17 protein-coding genes are annotated in these 22,499 nt (G+C 47.8%); 6 read left to right on the top strand and 11 right to left on the bottom strand.

Features of this window, described 5'->3' with window-relative positions:
• Positions 1-84: 84 nt before the first annotated feature.
• From ACU37H_RS10370 to ACU37H_RS10350, 5 genes are all read right to left on the bottom strand, one after another.
• Positions 85-1,761, bottom strand: coding sequence for a glucoamylase family protein (locus ACU37H_RS10370; RefSeq protein ID WP_472701589.1), 1,677 nt, complete (start codon positions 1,759-1,761; stop codon positions 85-87).
• A gap of 30 nt (positions 1,762-1,791) precedes the next feature.
• Positions 1,792-2,649 (bottom strand): LamG-like jellyroll fold domain-containing protein, encoded by an 858-nt coding sequence (locus ACU37H_RS10365; RefSeq protein WP_472701590.1) that lies wholly within the window; start codon positions 2,647-2,649, stop codon positions 1,792-1,794.
• 96 nt (positions 2,650-2,745) lie between these two features.
• Positions 2,746-4,296: a RagB/SusD family nutrient uptake outer membrane protein gene (locus ACU37H_RS10360; RefSeq protein ID WP_472701591.1), complete on the bottom strand. Its 1,551-nt coding sequence runs from the start codon at positions 4,294-4,296 to the stop codon at positions 2,746-2,748.
• A 16-nt stretch (positions 4,297-4,312) separates the two neighbouring features.
• Complete coding sequence (locus ACU37H_RS10355; protein WP_472701592.1) at positions 4,313-7,390, bottom strand: SusC/RagA family TonB-linked outer membrane protein; 3,078 nt, start codon at positions 7,388-7,390, stop codon at positions 4,313-4,315.
• A gap of 107 nt (positions 7,391-7,497) precedes the next feature.
• Entirely contained in the window at positions 7,498-7,839 is a 342-nt protein-coding gene (locus ACU37H_RS10350; protein ID WP_472701593.1) for a hypothetical protein, read from the bottom strand.
• A gap of 132 nt (positions 7,840-7,971) precedes the next feature.
• Here ACU37H_RS10350 and rpoN point away from each other — a divergent pair, with 132 nt between their 5' ends.
• The 4 genes from rpoN (at position 7,972) to ACU37H_RS10330 (ending at position 12,712) form a co-directional block, all read left to right on the top strand.
• Entirely contained in the window at positions 7,972-9,402 is a 1,431-nt protein-coding gene (rpoN, locus tag ACU37H_RS10345; protein ID WP_494407536.1) for an RNA polymerase factor sigma-54, read from the top strand.
• 248 nt (positions 9,403-9,650) lie between these two features.
• Positions 9,651-10,571 (top strand): PfkB family carbohydrate kinase, encoded by a 921-nt coding sequence (locus ACU37H_RS10340; RefSeq protein ID WP_472701595.1) that lies wholly within the window; start codon positions 9,651-9,653, stop codon positions 10,569-10,571.
• Between the two features lie 456 nt (positions 10,572-11,027).
• On the top strand, positions 11,028-12,020 hold the full coding sequence (locus tag ACU37H_RS10335; protein ID WP_472701596.1) for an aspartate-semialdehyde dehydrogenase: 993 nt from the start codon (positions 11,028-11,030) through the stop codon (positions 12,018-12,020).
• Positions 12,021-12,112: 92 nt separating this feature from the next.
• The gene (locus tag ACU37H_RS10330) at positions 12,113-12,712 is read left to right on the top strand and encodes a Uma2 family endonuclease (protein WP_472701597.1); all 600 of its coding nucleotides are present in this window, start codon (positions 12,113-12,115) and stop codon (positions 12,710-12,712) included.
• On the opposite strand, the gene bcp is transcribed toward ACU37H_RS10330, so the two are convergent.
• The 3 genes from bcp to ACU37H_RS10315 all read right to left on the bottom strand — a co-directional run bounded on the left by bcp (position 12,701) and on the right by ACU37H_RS10315 (position 15,472).
• Positions 12,701-13,171, bottom strand: coding sequence for a thioredoxin-dependent thiol peroxidase (gene bcp / locus ACU37H_RS10325; protein ID WP_472701598.1), 471 nt, complete (start codon positions 13,169-13,171; stop codon positions 12,701-12,703). The genes ACU37H_RS10330 and bcp overlap by 12 nt on opposite strands.
• Positions 13,172-13,261: 90 nt before the next feature.
• A complete protein-coding gene (locus tag ACU37H_RS10320) occupies positions 13,262-14,962 on the bottom strand; it encodes a peptidoglycan DD-metalloendopeptidase family protein (protein ID WP_472701599.1) in 1,701 nt (566 codons plus the stop codon).
• Between the two features lie 345 nt (positions 14,963-15,307).
• Complete coding sequence (locus tag ACU37H_RS10315; RefSeq protein WP_472701600.1) at positions 15,308-15,472, bottom strand: hypothetical protein; 165 nt, start codon at positions 15,470-15,472, stop codon at positions 15,308-15,310.
• Between the two features lie 241 nt (positions 15,473-15,713).
• Between ACU37H_RS10315 and carB the strand changes: the two genes are divergently transcribed.
• Positions 15,714-18,563, top strand: coding sequence for a carbamoyl-phosphate synthase large subunit (gene carB, locus ACU37H_RS10310; RefSeq protein WP_472701602.1), 2,850 nt, complete (start codon positions 15,714-15,716; stop codon positions 18,561-18,563).
• 100 nt (positions 18,564-18,663) lie between these two features.
• Positions 18,664-19,197, top strand: a complete 534-nt coding sequence (gene idi / locus ACU37H_RS10305) for an isopentenyl-diphosphate Delta-isomerase (RefSeq protein ID WP_472701604.1) — start codon at positions 18,664-18,666, stop codon at positions 19,195-19,197.
• On the opposite strand, the gene ACU37H_RS10300 is transcribed toward idi, so the two are convergent.
• From ACU37H_RS10300 to ACU37H_RS10290, 3 genes are all read right to left on the bottom strand, one after another.
• Positions 19,178-19,888, bottom strand: a complete 711-nt coding sequence (locus tag ACU37H_RS10300; RefSeq protein ID WP_472701605.1) for an MIP/aquaporin family protein — start codon at positions 19,886-19,888, stop codon at positions 19,178-19,180. The two genes, idi and ACU37H_RS10300, sit on opposite strands and share 20 nt — an antisense overlap.
• Positions 19,889-19,961: 73 nt before the next feature.
• Positions 19,962-21,455 (bottom strand): glycerol kinase GlpK, encoded by a 1,494-nt coding sequence (glpK, locus tag ACU37H_RS10295; RefSeq protein WP_472701606.1) that lies wholly within the window; start codon positions 21,453-21,455, stop codon positions 19,962-19,964.
• Positions 21,456-21,601: 146 nt separating this feature from the next.
• A complete protein-coding gene (locus ACU37H_RS10290; protein WP_472701607.1) occupies positions 21,602-22,486 on the bottom strand; it encodes a glycerophosphodiester phosphodiesterase family protein in 885 nt (294 codons plus the stop codon).
• Between the last annotated feature and the right edge of the window lie 13 nt (positions 22,487-22,499).

The raw sequence follows: 22,499 nt of genomic DNA, 5'->3' as shown, positions 1-22,499 counted from the left end.
ATATATTCCGAAAGTCTGAAGGCCTTTTGGCCTCCTGGGCTTGGTTGTCATCGCAAAGTCGCGTCAACGACGAGATGTTAAACCCTACAACCCCGGCGCACTGAACCCCAGCTTTTTCAGGCCGGTGCGAAGTTCGGGGCAACTCATAAATAAATTCCAAAGCAGGCCGCTCCGGTAATTTTCAAACATCACGACGATAGGCCCCTGGTCAATGGCCAGGAAAGAATGGGCGAACCAGGGCCCATCGTGTTGCAGTACATCGAGTGAAAAAGCGTCGACGAATCCATATTCTTTGAACAGGCGGTCGCCCAATACGTAATAAAAAAAATGCAGGGCGGCGAAAGACTTGTCCGGCGTATAGGGCATCGAGGACAACGCTGCTGTTGGGGCAATAAAGCCCAGATCGTTCGTGGGGGAACTGGCTGCATATCCTCCTTTGATATCGCTTGCTGTCAGTCCCCAGACAGAGTCGCTATACCCATAATAGTTTTTGGGGTTTGTTTTGCAATAGGTATAATTGATCAGTGTGTGATTCCTTGTCTGAACACTGTAGTCGGCATAGCGGTCAGATAAAACACCGGGGTTAAGACCGAGGAAGGAGTAGTGAGAAAAAAATAAAGGGCCGCCGGCATTTTCACCGAGCGGCAGCGGGTAGTTGTAATAGGTTGCTCCATTTTGCATCGCACCGTTTCGGGCCCATCCGGCGTCATAGACTTCCCTGGAGATGGGATGCGTGGCAGAAGAAGCGGCTAAAACATAAGTGATCAGGGACTCGTTCCAGCCCTGCACCTTAAGATTGATGGCCCAATTAACGGTAGGACTCCAATGCCAATACAATACATCCTGGTTGTTTTGACGAAACCAATCCCATTCCACCGCGTTCCATAGCTCATTGATGTCATCGCGAAGCGACACCGAAGCTCCGTCGCTGCCGGTAAAGTATTGTCGCGCTGTGAGCAAGCCCATCATCAGGAAAGAAGTTTCCACCAGGTCGGCGCCATTATCGTTGGCGCTAAAAGGAATGACGGCGCCCGTGCTACCATTAAGCCAATGAGGAAAGGCTCCATGAAAGGACGGCACTTTCTCTTTTAAAAACGTGACGATCTTCTGTATGCGGGCCATAACGTCCTGGCGCGGCAAAAACTGTCTTTCTGCACCCGCGATGAGCGCCATGATCCCGAAGCCGGAACCTCCGGTCGTTACAAGATCACCCGATGAATTTCTTTCCCTTGCCATGCCGGACACGGGGTGGCCAAACTCCCAGAAATATTTCAAGGTCTGCCGCTGCACTTTATCAAGCAATTGCTCCTTTGAAATGGGTGGAAATTTACGGGAGGAATCCAGCGATGTGGCAAATGTTACCTTTTTGGGCGCAGTGAGGAGCGCCCCGTTAGCCGCAGTCAATCCCGCTGATACATCCAGGCGATACCTGGAAAGATATTGCAACGGTGCCTGAGGTGTGATCACCACCGTGCTGTCGCTTCTTTGAAACCTATAAGTACTTGCTACCCGGTTACCGCTTCCGTCAGAGATCCCGATGCTGGATTGTGCAGCCGCTTTATCAACCGGCATCGAAAAGTTAATACTTATCTCAGGCAATCGGTTAATGCCGGAAAATGGTTCAATAGCGCGGCCATTAATAATGGTCGATACTAAAACAATGTTTCCCGGGTTTTCACCAGGGAGGGGTTTGCCGTCGTCTTTATTTTTGCTGCAGGCCGGCAATAAAAGCAGCGGCAACGCGTATATAAGAATCTTCACAAAGAGCGTTTAAATGATCACCTGACATGATTATTGTCCACGTCGCTCCAGAATAGCGATGGCCGAAACCTCAATTGGCGTCAATGATTTGTTGAAAATTCGCACCTCATCCAGTTTCCCTGAAAGATAGCCCGCCCAGCCTTCGCCGGCGGAAGCAGTGGTGCTGCTCGGTACCGTCATGAAGTGCAGCGCGCCAAAGACAATAGGCCCAACGTTAGAAAACTGTGCTTGCGTAGGAGCAGGATTACCACTTTTGGTGTTAGCCAACGATCCGTTTACATAGGACCTGGCTACACCATTCTCATCGTAAGTGAAAATATAATTCGTCCAGTTGTTGAAAGCCCCGGATACGTCCTGAATGCCGTTATCCGCCTGGTAATTGGCCGGGGTGTTATTGTTGTTCCTGAAAATGGTTTTAAATCGGGCTACTCCGGCCGGACCGTTGTCCAGAAAAATATTAACGTTAGCCCAGAATTCAGCCGTATGACCGATACTTACCAAACCTGTGGCTCCTACATTTTGTGCCGTGTTCACCCAGAGACTGATAGAATAAGCTTTCAGGTTTTTGATAGCGTCCGAGGATGCGGCAGTTGCGTACGCTTTATTTGCCGGTGCAGCGCCGGTAAGTGCCTGTCCCTTGAGTCCTTCTGAAAAAGACATCCCACGGTTGGTGCCCGCTACACCGCTCACACTGTCGGTCATGTCACCGTTGAAGCTCCAATAGGCTACCAGGTTAGAGGCGGCCACCTGTCCGGCTGCGGTGTACCCGCCTGCTACTGGCGGCACATCTCCGGGAGGAAAATCATCGTCGAGATTGACTTTGGTGCAGGACTGAACCGACAGCCCGATAAAAGCGGCTATGAATATTTTTAAAAAATGAGTTTTCATTCTTGTATTTTTTTGCTTGCAGCTCTGCTGCTGATTGTTGTTCGACCTGATAACGATCATTTAAGATCGATAGTTATCTATACCCGTTGGAAGTCTTTAATAATTCGGGTTTTGCTTCAATCTTCCCTGGCTAAAATCGATCTGTACCTGCGGTATGGGGAAGCGTTCATGTTTTCCCGCAACAAAAGGTTTCCCCACTGCCTGCATCACCGCTGCGGCGCGCCCGGTACGCACCAGGTCAAAAAACCGGTCTGCCTCCATAGCCAGTTCTACGCGCCTTTCGCGCCAGATATCTTGGATAGTTGCCGAGGTGGTTTCCAGTCCGGCCCTGGCCCTTACCTGAGACAGCGGTGTCAAGGCGTCGCCACCGATTCGGGCCGCAGCTTCGGCGTTGATCAGCAGCACTTCTGCATACCGGATCAGCCGGATGTTTTTAGGCCGGTTGTCTTTATCTGTCAACAAACCGTTACAGGCCAGGCTTTCCAAAAACGGACTATGATAGGCCTTGTAATTATACCTGTCGCTCACAACGGCGGGTTGAGCGGGGATGGTAAAGCCGTCCCAAAGCACGGTCGGAGATGATCCTGTGAAAATGATCGTTCCCGCCCGGCGCACGTCTCCCGCTTCGTAAGCCGCAGCCAGGTTAGCAGAAGGCGTATTTAAACCAAAGCCAAGGTCGCCACCTGTCCACAACTGCCCGTTAACGGTTTGATTGGGAAAAGATCCGCGGGGGGCCTGGAAGTTGCTGTAATTTTTGCTGATCGCATTACAATCGCCAGCAGCAGCCCTGTTGGGACCGGTTTGTACTTCAAAAATGGATTCAATATTGTTGATCCCTCCTTCCTCCGCAGACGTTGCTTTTTCGCGGAATACCTTCGCATAATCAGTGGCCAAATCATATTTACCTGAATTGATTACGGCCAGGGACAGGTTGTATGCCTCCTGCCAATTCTCCTGGTAGAGATACACTTTCGATAGAAGCGCCTGCGCAGCGCCTTTAGTGGCGCGGCCGACAATCGAGCCTGTTTCGCCTTTTTCAGGGAGATTATTAACGCCGAAAGAAAGGTCCTCTATAATTTGCGCATAGATTTCATCTTCAGAAGCGCGCGTCTGAAATTCATCATTGTTCTGTTCTGCAGGAGGGATCACCTTGACAATTTTAGGGACACCGCCAAAAATTCTCACTAAGTTGAAATAGTAATAACCCCGCAAGAAGCGCGCTTCCCCGATAAGCCTATTTTTTATCGCTTCTTCATAGGTTCCCGCTTCTAATATGCTTAATGCTTCATTGATGCTTCCTATTGAGTTGTAGTAGGTGGTCCAAACATCATTAAAAATCGGGGTGTTAGAAGTATGGGAGAAGTTGTCCACAAAAATGCCATCAAAGCCAGGATCAGAAGCCACGGAACCTTTATCACTGTCATCAGAAGTGACATCTCCCAATATTACAAATTTCAATCCTACGGTTCCCTGCGCATAAAGCGTATTATAGACACCCGCAATTAGAAGGTCTGCAACGGCCGGGTCTATCAGGGCCTGGTCTCTCGTTAATCGCCCCTGGGGCGGCACATCCAGGAATCCCTTTTTACATCCCGAAAACACCGCAATGCTCAGGGAGAGAAGTAAGGTATATAAAAGCGTTTTCATTGTTCTGTTTTTGATTTTAGAAACTTAAGTTTAAGCCGAGTACATAAGTGCGTACAGAAGGATATGTGTTCAGATCCACACCCTGGGCGAGGGACGCTACCCGTGCATCCGAATTCACCGTCAGGATCTCAGGCGTAAAGCCGCTATAGGGCGTAATGGTGAAGAGATTTTGTGCTGACAAATAAAGACGGCAGTTGGAAACTTTTGCCCTTTCGAGCCAGGACGACTGCAGCGTGTATCCGATGGTAAGATTATTCAGGCGGAAAAAATCACCGCTTTCAATAAAATAAGTTGAGGCCGGAAGCGCTGATGCGTTCGCGCGCGGCACATTGGTATTCGGGTTATTAGGCGTCCACCTGTTTTTCGCTACGGAAGCCTCAACGTTGTCCGTTAACTGGTTGGTGCCGCGGGCAGCTTTCTTACCATTATATATTTTGGCACCTGCAAGACCAAAAGAACCAAAGCTCAGGTCAAAGGACTTGTACGAAAAGTTGCCGTTAATACCGTAAGTAACCTTGGGCTGATAAGACCCGGAGAACGCTCTGTCGAAATCATTGATCACGCCGTCAGGCGTACCGTTCGGCCCGCTAAGATCCAGGTAGATGAGGTCTCCCGCACGCGCATCCGGCTGGGCCGAAGCATCAATTTGTGCCTGGTTCTGGAAAATACCTGCCGCCTGCAAGACATAGTAACTGGCGATCGGTTGACCGTTATCAGTTCTTGTAACATTGTAGTTGCCGGCTGTTCCTCCCAAAAGTGGTTGGCCACCATTTAGTTTCTCAATATTGTTCTTGTTATAGGCCACGTTACCGCTTACGCTGTAAGTCCAGTCGCTGCCGATCTTATCATTCCAGTTTAGGCTTAACTCGATACCTCGGTTCGAAATAGTAGTCGCATTGGTAATATATTGATTATCGAAATCGTATACTACCCCAGAAAGTGGAATCTGTATTAATGCGTTATCGGTCCTTTTATCGTACAGGTCAATAGTACCGCCCAGTTTGTTTTGAAGTAGGGCAAAATCCAATCCTATATTCACTTCCTTGGTGATTTCCCATCTGATGTCCGGATCAAATGTCTGGTTAAAAGCAATGCCCTGTACGGCTGGAGTTCCCGAAGGAAAATAATAAGGTAGGTTTTGCGTAGCGACGGGTATAAACTGGGAAGACTCAATATTGTCATTCCCCTTCGCACCATAACCGATACGCAATTTCAGCAGGTCGAAAGCCTGCTGATTTTCCATAAAAGCTTCTTCTGTAATATTCCAACCGATTGCGGCTGATGGGAAGTAACCATAACGCTGGTTGCTGCCAAACTTGGAAGACCCGTCGGCGCGGAAAGTCGCGGTCAACAGGTATCGGTTGTCAAATCCGTATTCCACCCTGCCGAGGTAGGAAAGCCGCGTTCTGAGATCGCCGGTGTTCTCAACGGTTTGTGTTCCCGCACCGCCCGCGTTCAAATACCACTGATCGCTGTTCTCCGGCACATTCAGGGCTACACCTCTGACATTATTCAGTCTGAATTTTTCTGCCACAAACCCCGCTAAAACAGAGAGCCGGTGCTTGTCGAATGTTTTTGCATAAGTGGCCGTGTTATCCCAGATCAGGGTGGACCAGTCGTTTCTTTCCACCGTGAGCGTGCTTACGGCTCTCGACTGGTTACCGCCTCCTTCGATGAAGGTTGAAGTATCGCTTAAAAAGGGATAAGCAAAGTTGGTGCTCTTGAGATAATTCAGATCGAAGTTCAGTGCCGACCGTATGGTCAGGTCTTTAATAGGTTTCAGGTCGATGCCAAAATTTCCCTGGATCCTGTTTGTGACAACGTTGTTATAAGTTTTATCGATAGATAAGAGCGGATTTGATACGTTGCCCGCCAGCGACGTGTTGCCGTATCTGTCACCGACTTTTGAAGCTACGTATGGCGCGGCGCGATAGGCGTTGCTGAAAGCATCGAAATCGGCGCCATCGGCTTCGCCTCTCGTATACGACAATTGCGAATTCAACTTGATCCACTTGTTAAGTGTGTATTCGTTGTTCGATCTTAAGGTGAATCTTTCAAATTTATTTCCTTTCTGAATACCTTCATCTCCGAGGTAACCGCCACTCAGGAAAAACAGGAAGCGCTCATTGCCGCCGGACATCGATAGATTGTGCGACTGTTGATAAGCCTTTTGTAAGATCGCATCATACCAGTCTGTGTTGTTACCCACCAGCTTGGCAGGATCAATCAGGTTGGCACCACTGCCATAATAATTACTGGCTTCATTCAGGTAGCCGGCATATTGCTGCTCACCAGCCATGTCTACGAGGTTGGTGGCTTCTTTCACTGCTACGCTACCCGAATAATTAAATGTTGTTTTGCCGGAACGTCCTTTTCTCGTCGTGATGATGATCACACCATTGGCGCCTCTCACACCGTAAATCGCGCTGGCACTGGCATCCTTCAGGATGTCCATGGTAAGGATGTCGGCGTTGTTAATGTTCCGGATATCATCGGTGAGTACACCATCTACCACATACAGCGGGTTAACCCCTGCCAGTACCGAACCGGTTCCGCGAAGACGCACGTTAGGGTTGGTGTTTGGCTCGCCCGACCCGATGATCTGTACGCCCGCCACTTTACCCTGCAATGCCTGGGTGGCGGTTTGTACCGGCTGTTGTGCAAGCTCTTCTCCTTTCACCGAAGCCACAGCCCCTGTTACGTCCCGCCTTCTCGCGGTTCCATAACCGATGACTACTACTTGTTCCAGGCTTTGGGAGGAGGTGGTCAATACAATGGTCAATTCAGTACGACCGTTTAATGTCTCCTCTTTTTCCGTATATCCGATCGAAGAAAATACCAGGACCGCACTGGTATCAGGTACCTGGATTGAAAAGTTCCCGGACGAGTCGGTAGCAGTGCCAATGTTAGTGCCTTTTACCTGCACCGACACATTCGGGAGAGCTGCGCCCGTCTCACTGATAACACTACCTGTTACTGGGGTTTGAGCGAAGGCAGCGGTGCTGAAGAAGAAAGTAAGAAGGGAAACAAACACACGCAGACACCTGGTGCCTCTGTTGGGAGGATAACCACCTCCGGATTGCAAGCATCTCATTGAGATCGATTTTAATTGAATAGAATAGTGTTTAACAGAATGTGGGCATTTACGAACATTCGTGAGTCAAAGGTAGTTGTGTTTTAATATAGGTTGTGAAATTTTTACTAAAATTTTTTTTGATTGAAGCTGTTAGGTTTTTGCTCCATCCAATCGGTGTAGGCAAGGCTCCCTAATCGTAATCTTAGCGGAATTTTTGTGGCTTGTTCCAGTCTATACTCTCCTTTACACATAAAACCCTGGGGCATGGAAACGGCTGTAGCGCTTGATTTGAGCGGGGTCGTAAAGGAATAGTTGGTGTGGAAACTTGCCCGCGGCACTAAAGAGATTCGATAATAAAGTGCAGGCTTTTCCACCTGGGGTCTACTTTTTGAAGGAGATTTTTGTGCTGATAAATCGCACAAACCCAAAAATATAAAGCAATAAATCGATAAGAAAAAATATTTCATGCAGTCAATATTAATACCTTTGTAAAGTTAGGCTCGATTTTTGATAACAAAAATTTTTTGAAAACTGTGGCTTTAGGTCAATATCTACAACAAAAACTTCTACAGAAGCTCTCTCCCCAGCAAATTCAGCTCATGAAGCTGCTTCAGGTTCCCACAGCAAATTTAGAAGAAAGAATTAAAGAAGAGTTGGAAGCTAATCCTGCACTTGAAGTGGATGAGGGGGCCCACAAAGACGACGATCCTTACGCTGACGAGTTTAGCAATAATGCGGAAGAGCCCGATAATTACGAAGAGCAAGATGGCAGTGCAGATGATTACGACAATATTGATGTTACCGAATACCTGCATGACGACGATGGCGAAATTGCAGATTACCGAACCAGGGAAGATAATTACTCCGACGATGACGAAAATCGCCAGCTGCCTATCAGAACCGAAGCCTCTTTCTACGACCTGATGGTAAGCCAGCTCGGCTTGCTCTCTTTGGATGAAAAGCAAAAAAGGATAGCCGAACATATCATCGGAAGTATTGATGAAGACGGATACCTGCGTAGAGATACGCCTGCGTTGGTGGACGACCTGGCATTCCGGCAAAACATAGAAACGACGGTTGAGGAAGTAGATCATATCATCTCGAAAATTCAACAGTTTGACCCGCCCGGCATTGGTGCCCGGGACCTGCCGGAGTGCCTGTTGCTGCAGCTGAGAAGATTGAAGCAGGAAGGCAAAGAGGTGGATATCGCGATACTGGCGATTGAAAAATACTTCGACGAGTTTACCAAAAAGCATTACGAAAAAATACAAAGAGGGCTGGGACTTACCGATGAAGCGTTGAAAGAGGTGATGCAGCAGATCATCAGGCTGAACCCTAAACCCGGCGGCAATATCGGATCAGTGAATAAAGCAGAAAGCTATGTAGTTCCTGACTTTTTTATCCTGAACAACAACAGCAAGCTGGAGCTGACCCTGAATAGCCGCAACGCGCCCGAGCTCCGCATCAGCGAAGGATACAGGGACATGATGAAGGAATACAGCCGCGGCACGAAGAAAGACAAGCAGCAGAAAGAAGCCGTGCTCTTCATCAAGCAAAAGATCGACGCTGCCAAATGGTTTATTGATGCGATCAAGCAGCGGCAACACACGCTCCTGGACACCATGAGCGCGATCATGAATCACCAGGAAGAGTTTTTCCTGACCGGTGATGAGACGGCGCTGAAGCCCATGATCCTGAAAGATATCGCAGAAAAAACACACCTTGATATTTCCACCGTAAGCCGTGTGGCCAATAGCAAATTTGTTCAGACAGAATTTGGTACCTACCGGCTTAAATTTTTCTTCAGCGAATCTTTGAGCACAGATAGTGGCGAAGAAGTATCCACGCGGGAGGTGAAAAAGATCCTCAGCGACATGATTGAATCGGAAAGCAAAAAGCATCCCCTGAGTGATGAAAAGCTGACAGAATTGTTACAGGAAAAAGGATACAATATTGCCCGCCGGACTGTAGCCAAATACCGGGAACAACTGAACATTCCGGTAGCGAGGTTACGGAAAGAGTTGGTGTGATGAGGTTGAAGGCTGATAAGTTGACAACAGATGGTCTCTTCGGCTTTTCTAACTTAGAACTTTGAACCTGGAACTCGGCTAACCGGGTCCGACCTGCCTAAAAGATCGGATCAGGCGGGCACCCGGGTCTGACCGGTATCTGAACCACACGCCCCGACAACTTTTCAGCCGGAATATTTTAACTTCCTGCTCAATAACCTACATTTGCCGCCGATACAAATCTCCAATCATAAATTTCAAAACAAATTATGTCTGTTATTGTAGTCGGCTCGATGGCCTTTGATGATATAGAAACGCCTTTTGGAAAATCTGATAAAATCATAGGCGGCGCAGCCGTTTATATCGCTTACGCGGCTGCTAACTTCACCAAGCCGATTCAGCAGGTGTCGGTGGTAGGGTATGACTTTCCTGAAGAGGAGCTGAATGATCTGCGCCAGCGCGGTGTAGACACAGAAGCGGTGGAAATAGTGCCGGATAGAAAATCATTTTTTTGGGCCGGTAAGTATCACCTGGATATGAATACGCGGGACACGCTGGTAACAGAGTTAAATGTATTGGGTGATTTTAAACCTGTGATCCCCGAAAGCTACCAGGGTGCAGAGTTTCTGATGCTCGGTAACCTCGCGCCGGCGGTGCAGCTCAGCGTGATCAGCCAGCTAAAAACAAGGCCTAAATTGATCGTGCTGGATACGATGAATTTCTGGATGGACGTGGCATTGCCCGAGCTGGAAGAAGTGATCGGGAAGATCGATGTGTTACTGGTCAATGACAGCGAAGCGCGCCAGCTTACTGCAGAATTTTCATTAGTAAAAGCGGCAAAGAAAATATTAACCATGGGCCCTAAATACCTGATCATTAAAAAAGGAGAACATGGAGCACTGTTGTTTCATGAGGACAGGGTGTTCGTTGCCCCTGCGCTTCCCCTGGAGGAAGTTTTTGACCCCACGGGCGCCGGCGACACTTTTGCAGGCGGCTTTATAGGTCATCTTGCAAAGACGGGCGATATCAGCTTCGAAAACATGAAAACTGCTATCATCATGGGCAGTGCTATGGCCAGCTTTTGCGTGGAAAAGTTTGGCACTACCCGCCTGAAGGAAATTACGAAAGAAGATATCAACCAGAGAGTGCAACAGTTCAGAGAGCTAACGAACTACCAGACAGAATTATAAAAATTATTTTCTTATGGTTAAAGGCTCGCTGCATAAGCGGGCCTTTGTTTTTATATTCGAACAGCAGCCGGGTTGCATTAAAGATTCAGAAAGGAAAAGCAATCATCGGACAGTTTTTATACAACGGGTTTTATGGTGGTAAGTGATTAAAAAAATCTGCTGCCCCATATTCCCCAGATAAAGTGATTGCGACGCAACACCGATGCCACCAGCACAAAAGCTTGTATTACAAAAAATATTTTGCTGAAATAAAATCTCGCTCTAACTTTGCGTCCCAATGACAATAAAGAAACATACAAAGATTAAGAGCATCCTCGACGGAAGGTTGTAATTTTTGTGTGCAGAAACATAAATTTTTTTAACAGGCCTTCCGTAAATGCGGAAGGCTTTTTTTATCACCAAAAATCCCGAAGCCGCCTGGGGCGGAGCGAGGGGCCATTAAAAATGAAATAGAAAATGAAAGTTGCAGTAGTGGGTGCCACCGGCCTTGTTGGTACCAAAATGTTGCAGGTATTGGCCGAAAGAAATTTTCCGGTTACAGAACTTCTTCCTGTTGCTTCCGAAAGAAGCGTGGGAAAAGAAGTGGACTTCAAAGGAAAAAAATATAAAGTGGTCAGCATGTCTGACGCTATTGCCGCAAAGCCTGCTGTAGCGCTGTTTTCAGCCGGCGGAAGCACTTCAACAGAATGGGCGCCTCAATTTGCAGCAGCGGGCATCACCGTGGTAGACAACTCATCTGCCTGGAGAATGGATCCTGCAAAACCGCTGGTAGTTCCGGAGATCAATGCCGATGTATTGACCACTAACGACAAGATCATTGCCAATCCGAATTGTTCTACTATCCAGATGGTGGTGGCACTGCAACCGCTTCACAAAGCATACAAAATAAAAAGGGTGGTGGTTTCTACATATCAGAGCGTAACGGGAACCGGCGTGAAAGCGGTGGACCAACTGATGGGGGAGCGCAACAAAGCGGAAGAATATCCAATGGCTTATAAATACCAAATCGATCTTAATGTGATCCCTCAAATTGATGTGTTTACCGATAATGGTTACACCAAAGAGGAAATGAAAATGGTGAATGAAACCAAAAAGATCATGCGCGATGATAACATCAAAGTGACCGCTACTACCGTTCGTATTCCGGTTATGGGTGGACATAGCGAGTCTGTGAACATCGAATTTGAAAATGAATTTGATCTTGCAGAAGTAAGAGGTCTTTTGGAGAACGCACCAGGCGTAGTGGTGGTAGACGATTTGGCTAATGCGCAATATCCTATGCCCATGGACGCGCATGAGAAAGACGAGGTGTTTGTGGGCCGTATCCGCCGGGATGAAACCCAGCCCAAAACGTTGAACATGTGGATCGTTAGCGATAATCTCCGTAAAGGAGCTGCAACGAACGCCGTTCAGATTGCGGAGTACCTGGTAGCGAATAATTTAGTATAAAGATTTTTAGATGCTTTTAGCCCGCCAAGGTGTCAAAACCCTGGCGGGCTTCTTATTTACAAAGGAATTATAAAAATTCGTAAATTGTGGGTATGGACAATATCGTTAACGAGCCTGCACCAGCTTACCTGAAAGCCCGATACACCATCCCGGAATACCTGGAGATGGAGAAGGCGTCAGATACAAAGCATGAATACTTCAAGGGGGAAGTGTTTGCAATGGCGGGTGCAGGAAAAAGACATAATGTACTTTCAAAAAATGTACAAGGCCGGCTCTTTATGGCTTTAGATGGCCAACCTTGTCAGCCTTACGGCAGCGACCTGCGTATCCACATTCCTGAAAATACTTTGTTTACCTACCCTGATATTTCAGTTATTTGCGGTGATATCACTCCTTCAAGTGAGGACGACGACACCGCTATTCTACCCACCGTACTTATAGAGATATTATCCCCTTCGACGAAAAATTATGATCGCGGCGGGAAATTTAAATTGTATAGAGACATCCCTTCGCTCAAAGAATATCTTCTTATTGATTCGGAGTCCGTAAATGTCGAGGCGTTCAGATTGAATAGCAGCGATCATTGGGAACTGGAGGAATATACAACACTGGAAAGTGTGCTACACCTAAAGGCGCTGGATGTAGCCATCAGCCTCGGTGAGATTTACAACGGGACCGGATTATCCGGCTAAAAATCCCTGGATGATTTCTTCCGCATGCTGCTTGCTCTTCGGTTTTAAGAAGATCTTTTTGATTTTCCCTTTTTCATCGATAAGAAACGTAGTGCGATGCACGCCCATATATTTGTGACCAAACATCTGCTTTTCGCCCCATACGCCATATTTTTCGAGGATCTTATGGTTCACATCTGCAATCAGCGGAAACGGTAACGTATTTCTCTCAATGAACCGTTGGTGCTTTGTCATATCGTCCGGGCTAACGCCGACAATATTAATGCCTTCTTTTTTCAGTAGCGAAAAATTATCGCGAAGATTGCAGGCCTGCACGGTGCAGGTGGGTGTCAGATCCTGCGGGTAAAAGTATAATGCTAATCGCTGACCCTTGAATTGTGCTAAAGAAATGGCGTTGCCATCCTGGTCCTTCCCCGAAAAAGCCGGAGCTTTCTGTCCTTCCTGTAAATGTGTCGACATGTAATTAATTATTTCTGTTTTGATTAACGTTGTAAACGGCTCTTTGTTGACTTAGGAGATGTATGTCTGTTTCGGACAACGGTTATGCCGCTACCTGATGAATTTCCAGCTTCTCCGGGTGACATTACCGGCTATGTCTGTCACCGTAACGGTCAATGTATGTTGCCCAGGGGTAACTTTGTTGTCAAAGTTGTAGATCCATGAGCGTCCTTTGTCATTCGTAAAACGAAGCCATTTCCCGTCCACTTCAGCGCGGAAGTCGGCGATGCCATAATTGTCCTTTGGTGTGAACGTAATATGTCGGGCGCTTTTAAAATCGATTACCTCTCCGCTGCCCGGCGCATTGATCGTCGGAGGCACGCGGTCAACGAGTGCTTCAAAGGTTCCGAAATCCCTGAACTGTGCTGCAAGCCACTCGCCGTTCCAGCTGGCTTTTTGCAGAGAAGTATTTTTTCCCACGCGCTTGATCAGGATATGGTTCCGGTTTTCGGCAGGGATCGATTGGTTGGGTTTGATCCTTACTTCGAAATGACTGTGCACCGGTATAAATTTTTCGCCCAGGTTATGTATGGCAGATACACTATTTAACGCGCCTGAAGGCTTGCTTGAGTAATTGGTGTTCATTTTATCGTACAAAGCATCGGGAAAGAGATACGCTTCAAAGGCCGGCTTGAAAATCTTGTTGGGTCTGCCGGGCAGCCATTCATATTGTCTTATCACGGGCGCGGCTTCGCCGTTATTTTTAATATTGAATTCGATAAGCGAAGTATTGCCGTTTGCGTCAGCTATTTCAATCCGGACCTCCCTGCTCTGGTTGGCAGAAAGCTGCACGGTGCCATTGTTGCCCAGATCGTAATACACGCCGCCCTTGTCGCCCGGGAGCTTTGAGACGTGTTGCATCCACGAGCCGCCGGTGCTGATCATTTTATAATCTACCTGGCAGTTCATATAGCGCGTGTCATTGTAGCTGATGCTGTCAATATAAAAGCTGCTGATTTCCTGGTTGTCAACGAATAGGCGGGCACTGTAGATCCCGTCCTGGTTGGTGGTGCCATTCCGGCGATCGTAGGCCTGGACCGCGAAACTGAGCGATTTCAGGTCCGTGCTGATGTTGCCGCCGGAGACGGTATATTTTCCGCCGGCCTTCGATAAGCTGTATACTTTAGGATATCCGTCAAATACGGAATTCGACCGGTCGTATAGGGCGACCCTTGACACGACCGGATCCACCTCATCCACAATCGGTGTGCCGAACAGCGTGGGATTCAGCCTACGCCCAGACTTCGTATCGATCACCTCCCAATGGACGTGCGGACCGCCGGAGCCTCCGGTGGTGCCACTGAAAGAAATGAAGTCTCCTTTTTTCACAGGAAATCGACCTGCCGGTATATCCAGGTGCGTTTCCCAAGACTCATTTTTATATTGCTGGTCTGTAACATACGCTTCCAGGTCGTCGCGAAAGTCGTTCAGGTGGCCGTATAAGGTAGACAATCCATTGGGGTGGTTGATGATGATCCAACGGCCCCAGCTGAAAGGCTCAATGCCCACGAAAGCGATATAGCCGTCTGCAGCAGCCACCACGCGCTGGTTCACCACCTGGTTTGTGCGCACGTCCAGGCCCATATGCCAGTGATTGGAGCGCAACTCGCCCATATTGGCAACGATATCCGGCTTCAGATTGGTCACCCATCTGAAATATCCCTTCGGATACACAGGTTTTCGATATAATTGGCTAAAAGATGAAAATCCTGTCAATAGCAGGATCACTACGGCGATGGCTTTTTTCGACATGTGCCAAAAATAAAGAATTGAAAATTGATCGTCGCCGGACCGCAATTCAATATTTCAGTCTGGCAGGATCTTGCCTCATACCCCAAAAAGGCAGTAATTCAATGCGGTGGGTTCCTTGTACATATGAGTATGTCATTTTGGTGTGTTTGTTCACAATTGCAACACGAACATTTTTTCTTTTGACCGATGGTCTGCACATCTCGGGATATCTTTTCAAATTGGCGAGCAATTTAAGTGTTTGGTCAATGAACGCGCGGATTTCCCTTTCTGTCCATTCGGCTTGTAAGTACTAGATAATATCATCAAATGTATTTTGAGCGCTTTTCGTCCAGGCAATTTCGATTGCTACTTCCTGGTCCATTTCTCGTATTTGGACATCACTGAATCATGAGACACCAGTTTGCCAGATTTCGCTTCAACCAACGCGTTCTCGATAGCTACCTGCTGCGCTTCTCCGATTTCGTCCCACCAATCCTGGTTTTCCGAGATAAAAGTTTTTACGACAGTCAACACCGTTTTTTTTGTTTCTCGTTGAGTTGTGATACATATTGAGCTATTTCGCTATCCAGAGATTTTGCAGTGCTTATAAGATTATTTTTCACAAATTTAATTTTTTCTATTTGATAATAACCCCAGATATATGCTTAAAATTCCATTATTATATACTCGTTGCTAAATTTCCTTTCCCTTTTCCCATCAAAGCCTTACTTTTGCGCAATTTGTTTTTTTTACATAGAAAGAAAAGGAAAAAATGCCCAAGGATACTTCCATAAAATCAGTTTTGATTATCGGCTCCGGCCCCATTATTATCGGACAAGCTTGTGAATTTGACTATTCTGGCACCCAGGCTGCCCGCAGTTTACGCGAAGAAGGTATTAAAGTAATACTGATCAACAGTAACCCCGCCACGATTATGACCGATCCTATGATGGCGGATAAGGTGTACCTGCTGCCGCTTACGACCGAAAGTATCGAGCAGATCTTGCAGGAAAACGATATTGATGCCGTATTACCCACTATGGGTGGTCAAACGGCGCTCAACCTGGCCAAAGAAGCCGAGGACCTGGGCATCTGGAAACAATACAATGTGCGGCTCATCGGTGTTGATATTAAAGCCATCGATAAAGCGGAAGACCGCGAAAAATTCCGCCAGTGGATGATCCAGCTGGGCGTTCCGGTTGCAACCGCTAAAACGGCCAACTCTTTCCTGGAAGGAAAAGAATTTGCCCAGGAAATCGGTTTCCCGCTGGTAATTCGCCCTTCATTTACGCTCGGCGGAACCGGCGGTGGTTTTGTTCACGACAAAGACGAGCTGGATGAAGCGCTGAATCGCGGTTTGCAGGCTTCTCCGATACACGAGGTGCTGGTAGAACAGGCGGTTTTGGGCTGGAAAGAATTTGAGCTGGAGTTATTACGCGACAATGCGGATAACGTATGTATTATATGTACAGTTGAAAACTTTGACCCGATGGGGGTACATACCGGCGACAGTATTACGGTAGCTCCTGCTATGACCCTGAGCGATACAGGGATGCAGCTGATGCGTAACACTGCGATCATGATGATGCGCGACCTGGGCAACTTTGCGGGGGGCTGTAACGTACAGTTTTCCATGAACCCTGTGACAGAAGAAATTATTGCGATTGAAATCAACCCGCGCGTGAGCCGTTCTTCAGCGCTGGCGTCTAAAGCAACCGGTTATCCTATTGCCAAGATTGCCGCCAAGCTGGCGATCGGGTACAATCTCGACGAACTGGAAAACCAGATCACAAAAACCACATCGGCTTATTTCGAACCGGCGCTGGATTATGTGATCGTAAAGATTCCGCGCTGGAATTTTGATAAATTCAAAGGGGCCAACGACACGCTCGGGCTTCAAATGAAAAGTGTAGGTGAAGTAATGGCCATCGGCCGCAGCTTCAACGAAGCGGTGCAGAAAGCTTGTCAGAGCCTTGAAAACAATGCGATCGGCCTGGGCTATTATGGCAAAAGCCTGATGCACGCAGAGGAACTACAGGAATACTTGAAAGTACCCAAATGGGACAGGATATTCCGCATCAAAGATGCTTTAATGGCGGGTCTTTCAGTAAGCACCATCTCCAAAGCTACTAATGGGATTGACAGGTGGTTCTTATCCGAGATACAGAAATTGTGCGTGATCGAGAAGAAGTTGAGTGAACTGAACCTGGATGATCTGACTGCTGACATCATCCGCGATGCAAAAGTGAATGGCTTTAGCGACGCGCAGATTGCTACGCTCGTTGGTGCAGAAGAAGATGATGTATATGCTAAACGTAAATCCTTTGGCATTCACCGCGTCTATAAAATGGTGGATACCTGTAGCGCAGAGTTTGAAGCCAAAACACCTTATTTCTACAGTACGTTTGACAGTCCCAGCTTAAAAGTAAGCGGAGATGGTCTTACTCATAATGAGTCCAAAGTCACCGACAAGAAGAAGATCGTCGTATTGGGAAGCGGCCCGAACCGGATCGGTCAAGGTATCGAGTTTGACTACTGCTGTGTACACGGATTACTGGCGATTAAAGAAGCGGGTTACGAAGCGATCATGATGAACTGTAACCCCGAAACAGTAAGTACAGACTTCGACATGGCCGACAAGCTGTACTTTGAGCCGGTTTACTGGGAGCACGTGCGCGAATTGATCGAATATGAAAAGCCTGCAGGCGTGATCGTTCAGTTAGGCGGACAAACGGCCTTGAAGCTTGCTGAGAAGATCAAAAATATGGGCGTTGAGATCATCGGAACGTCTTTCGATAACATGGATATTGCCGAAGATCGCGGTCGTTTCAGCGACATGCTGAAGGAGCTCAAGATCCCTTACCCTGACTATGGAACTGCGTGGACGGTAGATGAAGCGATAGAAGTAGCGAACCGTGTAGGCTACCCGGTGTTGGTGCGTCCTTCTTATGTATTGGGCGGACAAAGAATGCGTATCGTGATCAATGATGAAGAGGTAGAAAAGGCGGTAGTGAGCCTGTTAAAACATATCCCCGGAAATAAGATATTGATCGATCACTTCCTCGACCGATGCCAGGAAGCTGAAGTGGATGCCATCTTCGATGGAGAGAACTTCCACGTGATGGGCGTGATGGAGCATATAGAGCCGGCGGGTATCCACAGTGGTGACAGTAACGCGGTGTTGCCGGCGTTCAACCTGTCTCCGATGGAAGTGACAACGATGGAGCATTACGCTGAAAAGATCGCAAGGGCATTGAACATTAAAGGTCTGATCAATATCCAGTTCGCGATCAAGGACGGCAATGTTTATGTGATTGAAGCCAACCCGCGTGCGTCGCGCACCACACCTTTTATTGCAAAGGCATATCAAATCCCTTACCTCAACATTGCCACCAAAGTGATGTTGGGCGCTAATAAACTTACGGATTTTAAATTCGAGAAGAAGTTAGACGGATTTGCTATCAAAGAGCCGGTGTTTAGCTTTAACAAATTCCCCAATGTAAATAAAGAGCTTGGTCCGGAAATGAAGAGTACCGGAGAGGCGATCCGCTTTATTAAAGATCTGAAAGATCCTTATTTCAGGCAGCTTTATAAAGACAGGAGCATGTTCCTGAGTAAATAAAAAGATGGTTGATTTGAAATTTCTGATATAGCATATTGAAGCCGGCGTTGAGCCGGCTTTTTACTTTTTATCGTGTTTCATCATGCCTTATCTTCGCTTTATGGCTCTAAACACAGATATGGTATTGCTGGTTGATGAAAAAGACCATCCGGTCGGTACGATGGAAAAAATGGAAGCCCATCAGAAAGGAATATTACATCGCGCATTTTCTGTCTTGCTATTCAACGATCAGAACGAATGGCTGTTGCAACAGCGCGCCATGGACAAATACCACTGTGGTGGCCTCTGGACTAATACCTGCTGTAGCCATCCGTTTCCTGATGAAGACCTGCTTGCCGGTGCCAAAAGAAGGCTGATGCAGGAAATGGGCATCGAAGTAACACTACAGAAATCTTTCGACTTCATCTACAAAGCTTCTTTTGACAATGGATTGACGGAGCACGAGCTGGACCATGTCTTTGTCGGTCGCTTTTCCGGTGTCCCCCGGGTCAATACAAACGAAGTGGCCGATTGGAAGTATATCTCAATGCAGGATCTGAAAGAAGACCTGCGTCAACATCCCGAAAAATATACGCCGTGGTTTAAGATCATTATTGATAAAATGGAGGCCGACCCTACATCATATAATGTTTAAAGATCATCGCCGCTAACAAAGCCCCGACCAAAGGCCCCACCACGGGGACCCAGCTGTAAGACCAGTCACTGCTGCCTTTGGTGCCAATGGGCAGGATGGCGTGCATGATCCGCGGACCTAAGTCTCTTGCAGGGTTAATGGCATAGCCCGTAGGCCCGCCCAGACTGATGCCGACTCCCAACACGATCAAAGCGACCGGCAATGCATCCAGCGCACCGAGGCTGCTGGCCGGGGCAATAATGAATAAAACGGCAAATATCAACACAAAAGTCCCGATAGCTTCAGTGACCAGGTTGTGAAACGGGCTGCGGATCGCTGGCCCCGTGCTGAAGGTAGCCAGTTTGGCTGCCGTGTCGTCCGTTTGCGTATAATGCTGCTTGTAACTCAGCCACACCAGCAAGGAGCCGAGCATAGCGCCCAGCATCTGGCCGCCGATATAAGAGGGAATTACGCTTATTTCAATTTTTCCTAAATAAGCCAGAGCAGCCGTAACCGCCGGATTGAGGTGGGCGCCGCTTGCTTTTGAAGAGATGAAAACGCCTACGAAAACGGCCATCGCCCAGCCGAAGGTGATCACGATCCATCCACTATTATTGCCTTTCGTTTTATTGAGCACTACATTGGCGACTACGCCATTGCCGAGGAGGATTAAGATAGCAGTGCCTACCAGCTCGCTTGTGAAAATATTCATTGCTGACGAATTTTAAATTGTTTATAATATGATCGTCGATGGTCAAGGGTCATCGACAATGGATTTGAAGAAGTTATTCTTCTGACCAGGCCTGCGCAGCTTTAACCGCTCTTTTCCATTCTTTTTGTAAAGAAGCACGCACATCATCATTCATATACGGCTCGAAAGATTTTTCTTTAGCCCAATAAGCCTGCACTTCATCGACGTCTTTCCAGAATCCAACCGCAATGCCTGCCAGGTATGCCGCGCCAAGGGCGGTTGTTTCAGTAACCGTAGGCCTGACAACCACTGTGTCCAACAGGTTGGCCTGAAACTGCATCAGGTAATCGTTGATCGTGGCGCCGCCGTCTACCCGTACTTCCTTGATGGTAATGCCTGCATCTGCTTCCATAGCTTTTAAAACATCCATTGTCTGGTAAGCAATACTTTCCACGGCCGCTCTGGCAATATGGCCGTCGCTGGAGCCTCTCGTCAGTCCTACAATGATGCCCCGCGCATGCTGGTTCCAGTAAGGCGCTCCCAGACCTGTAAAAGCGGGCACCATATACACGCCGCCGTTGTCTTTTTCTGTTGCTGTCAGCGCTTCGACATCCCCTGATTTCTGGATCACCTTCAACCCGTCCCGCAACCATTGCACAACAGCTCCGGCGATGAATACGCTTCCTTCGAGGGCATACTGCACTTCACCCTTAATCTTCCATGCAATCGTAGTAAGCAGGTTATTTTCAGAGCTCACCGGCTTCGTGCCCGTATTCATCAACATAAAGCAGCCGGTTCCGTAAGTGTTCTTGACCATGCCTTCATGGGTACACATCTGTCCAAACAGGGCAGCCTGCTGGTCGCCGGCGATACCGGCAACAGGAATTTCTGTAGTAGTAAGCAAATGCTGTGTATGGCCATAGACCTCGCTGCTGGAGCGCACTTCAGGCAGGATGCTTTTCGGAATATTCATTTTCTGCAGCAGTTCGTCGTCCCATTCGAGCTTATGGATATTGAAGAGCATGGTTCTCGAAGCGTTGCTGACGTCGGTCACGTGCACTTTGCCGTTGGTCAGTTTCCAAACCAGCCAGCTATCCACCGTCCCAAAGCACAGCTCGCCATTTTCTGCCTTTTGCCGGGCGCCTTCTACGTTATCCAATATCCATTTGATCTTCGTGCCTGAGAAATAGGCATCGGTAACCAGACCGGTTTTTTCTTTAATGATCGCGGCCGTCCCGTCTTTTTTCAGTTCGTCACAATAGTCGCTGGTACGGCGGTCCTGCCAGACGATCGCGTTGCCGACAGGCTGCGATGTTTTCCGGTCCCACATCACTACGGTTTCGCGTTGATTGGTGATCCCGATAGCCGCAATGTCAGCAGCTGTAATACCCGCTTTAATCACTGCTTCGGCTGCCACACCGATCTGCGTGCTCCATATTTCATTGGCATCGTGTTCTACCCAGCCAGGTTGGGGAAATATTTGTTCGAATTCTTTTTGAGCCGTAGCAATGATGTTTCCTTTTTTATCAAAAACAATCGCACGGGAGCTGGTGGTGCCGGCATCAAATGACAGGATATACTTTGACATAGCAAATCGTTTAGTGCCCTGTTGTAACGGGCTATTTTATAAAACAAATAATTTTTCAACAGTCACCATGCACCGTTCGCCTGGTGCAATGAATTTACAGGGCTATTATCGCTTCAGGCCTGACGTTTAACAGCCTAAGATAAAGCTTACAGCTGAGAAAACAAATCCGGATAATCGGTAATGATACCATCTACTCCCAGGCTTTTCAATCTCCTCATCTCACCCAGGTCATTCACGGTCCACGGAATAATTTTCATATGATTTCCGTGGCATTCCCGGATCATCTTTTGTGTCACTATGTTGCTTTGCGGGCTCAGGATCTCAGGAGTAAAGCCTAACGATCCGACTAATTCCGCAACGCTTCTTTTTTCTTTGGCATCGATCAGGTAAGAGAGCGCGTAACCAGGATAGGTTTGGTGCATCACCTGCAATGCCCGGGGATCAAAGCTCTGTATCACTATTTTAGCCTTGATGTTTTTTTGTTCAATGACCTCGATCGCGCGTGCAATGAAAGTTTCCAGGTCGGGGTAAAAAATGCCGTCGCCTGAAGGCTTTGATTTGATCTCAATATTATATCCTACTGACTTCCCCGTTTGCTTCGCGTAGGCTTCTGTGCTGTCCAGCAAAACAGACAACAACGGCTTGACCGCCTGTAGTTTTTTCTGGCGCGGAAACTCCGGATTAAACTTCAGCCCTACATCGTATGTAGCAATGGAGTCGTAGTCCAATTGGTGAAGGATGATCTTCCTGGCTGCCGCTTTCGTGAGCGTATCTCCCTGCGGGTTCGTCACAAAGTTGGCGTTGAATGTGGGGTCATGCGAAACCACGATTTTGCCATCCCTGCTCAGCTGCAGGTCCATCTCCAGCGTTGTAACACCCCGATCGATCGCATCGATCATCGCGGGTATCGTGTTTTCCGGCATTAATCCGCGTCCGCCGCGGTGAGCCTGTGTATCAAAATGCTGTTGTGCAGCAGCCGGTAGGCTCACTGCACAACAGCTTATAGAAGCAAGAAGGATCCAATGACGCATTGATCAAACATTT

This window comes from Niabella sp. ZPM-14 (assembly GCF_055693045.2).
This window is presented reverse-complemented; position numbering and strand designations above follow the sequence as displayed.

What these genes read in the sequence shown, in the direction of transcription:
- ACU37H_RS10365 (WP_472701590.1), bottom strand. Translation starts at nt 2,649, where the DNA reads ATGAAAACTCATTTTTTAAAAATATTCATAGCCGCTTTTATCGGGCTG.
- ACU37H_RS10360 (WP_472701591.1), bottom strand. Translation starts at nt 4,296, where the DNA reads ATGAAAACGCTTTTATATACCTTACTTCTCTCCCTGAGCATTGCGGTG.
- ACU37H_RS10355 (WP_472701592.1), bottom strand. Translation starts at nt 7,390, where the DNA reads ATGAGATGCTTGCAATCCGGAGGTGGTTATCCTCCCAACAGAGGCACC.
- ACU37H_RS10350 (WP_472701593.1), bottom strand. Translation starts at nt 7,839, where the DNA reads ATGAAATATTTTTTCTTATCGATTTATTGCTTTATATTTTTGGGTTTG.
- rpoN (WP_494407536.1), top strand. Translation starts at nt 7,972, where the DNA reads ATGAAGCTGCTTCAGGTTCCCACAGCAAATTTAGAAGAAAGAATTAAA.
- ACU37H_RS10340 (WP_472701595.1), top strand. Translation starts at nt 9,651, where the DNA reads ATGTCTGTTATTGTAGTCGGCTCGATGGCCTTTGATGATATAGAAACG.
- ACU37H_RS10335 (WP_472701596.1), top strand. Translation starts at nt 11,028, where the DNA reads ATGAAAGTTGCAGTAGTGGGTGCCACCGGCCTTGTTGGTACCAAAATG.
- ACU37H_RS10330 (WP_472701597.1), top strand. Translation starts at nt 12,113, where the DNA reads ATGGACAATATCGTTAACGAGCCTGCACCAGCTTACCTGAAAGCCCGA.
- bcp (WP_472701598.1), bottom strand. Translation starts at nt 13,171, where the DNA reads ATGTCGACACATTTACAGGAAGGACAGAAAGCTCCGGCTTTTTCGGGG.
- ACU37H_RS10320 (WP_472701599.1), bottom strand. Translation starts at nt 14,962, where the DNA reads ATGTCGAAAAAAGCCATCGCCGTAGTGATCCTGCTATTGACAGGATTT.
- carB (WP_472701602.1), top strand. Translation starts at nt 15,714, where the DNA reads ATGCCCAAGGATACTTCCATAAAATCAGTTTTGATTATCGGCTCCGGC.
- idi (WP_472701604.1), top strand. Translation starts at nt 18,664, where the DNA reads ATGGCTCTAAACACAGATATGGTATTGCTGGTTGATGAAAAAGACCAT.
- ACU37H_RS10300 (WP_472701605.1), bottom strand. Translation starts at nt 19,888, where the DNA reads ATGAATATTTTCACAAGCGAGCTGGTAGGCACTGCTATCTTAATCCTC.
- glpK (WP_472701606.1), bottom strand. Translation starts at nt 21,455, where the DNA reads ATGTCAAAGTATATCCTGTCATTTGATGCCGGCACCACCAGCTCCCGT.
- ACU37H_RS10290 (WP_472701607.1), bottom strand. Translation starts at nt 22,486, where the DNA reads ATGCGTCATTGGATCCTTCTTGCTTCTATAAGCTGTTGTGCAGTGAGC.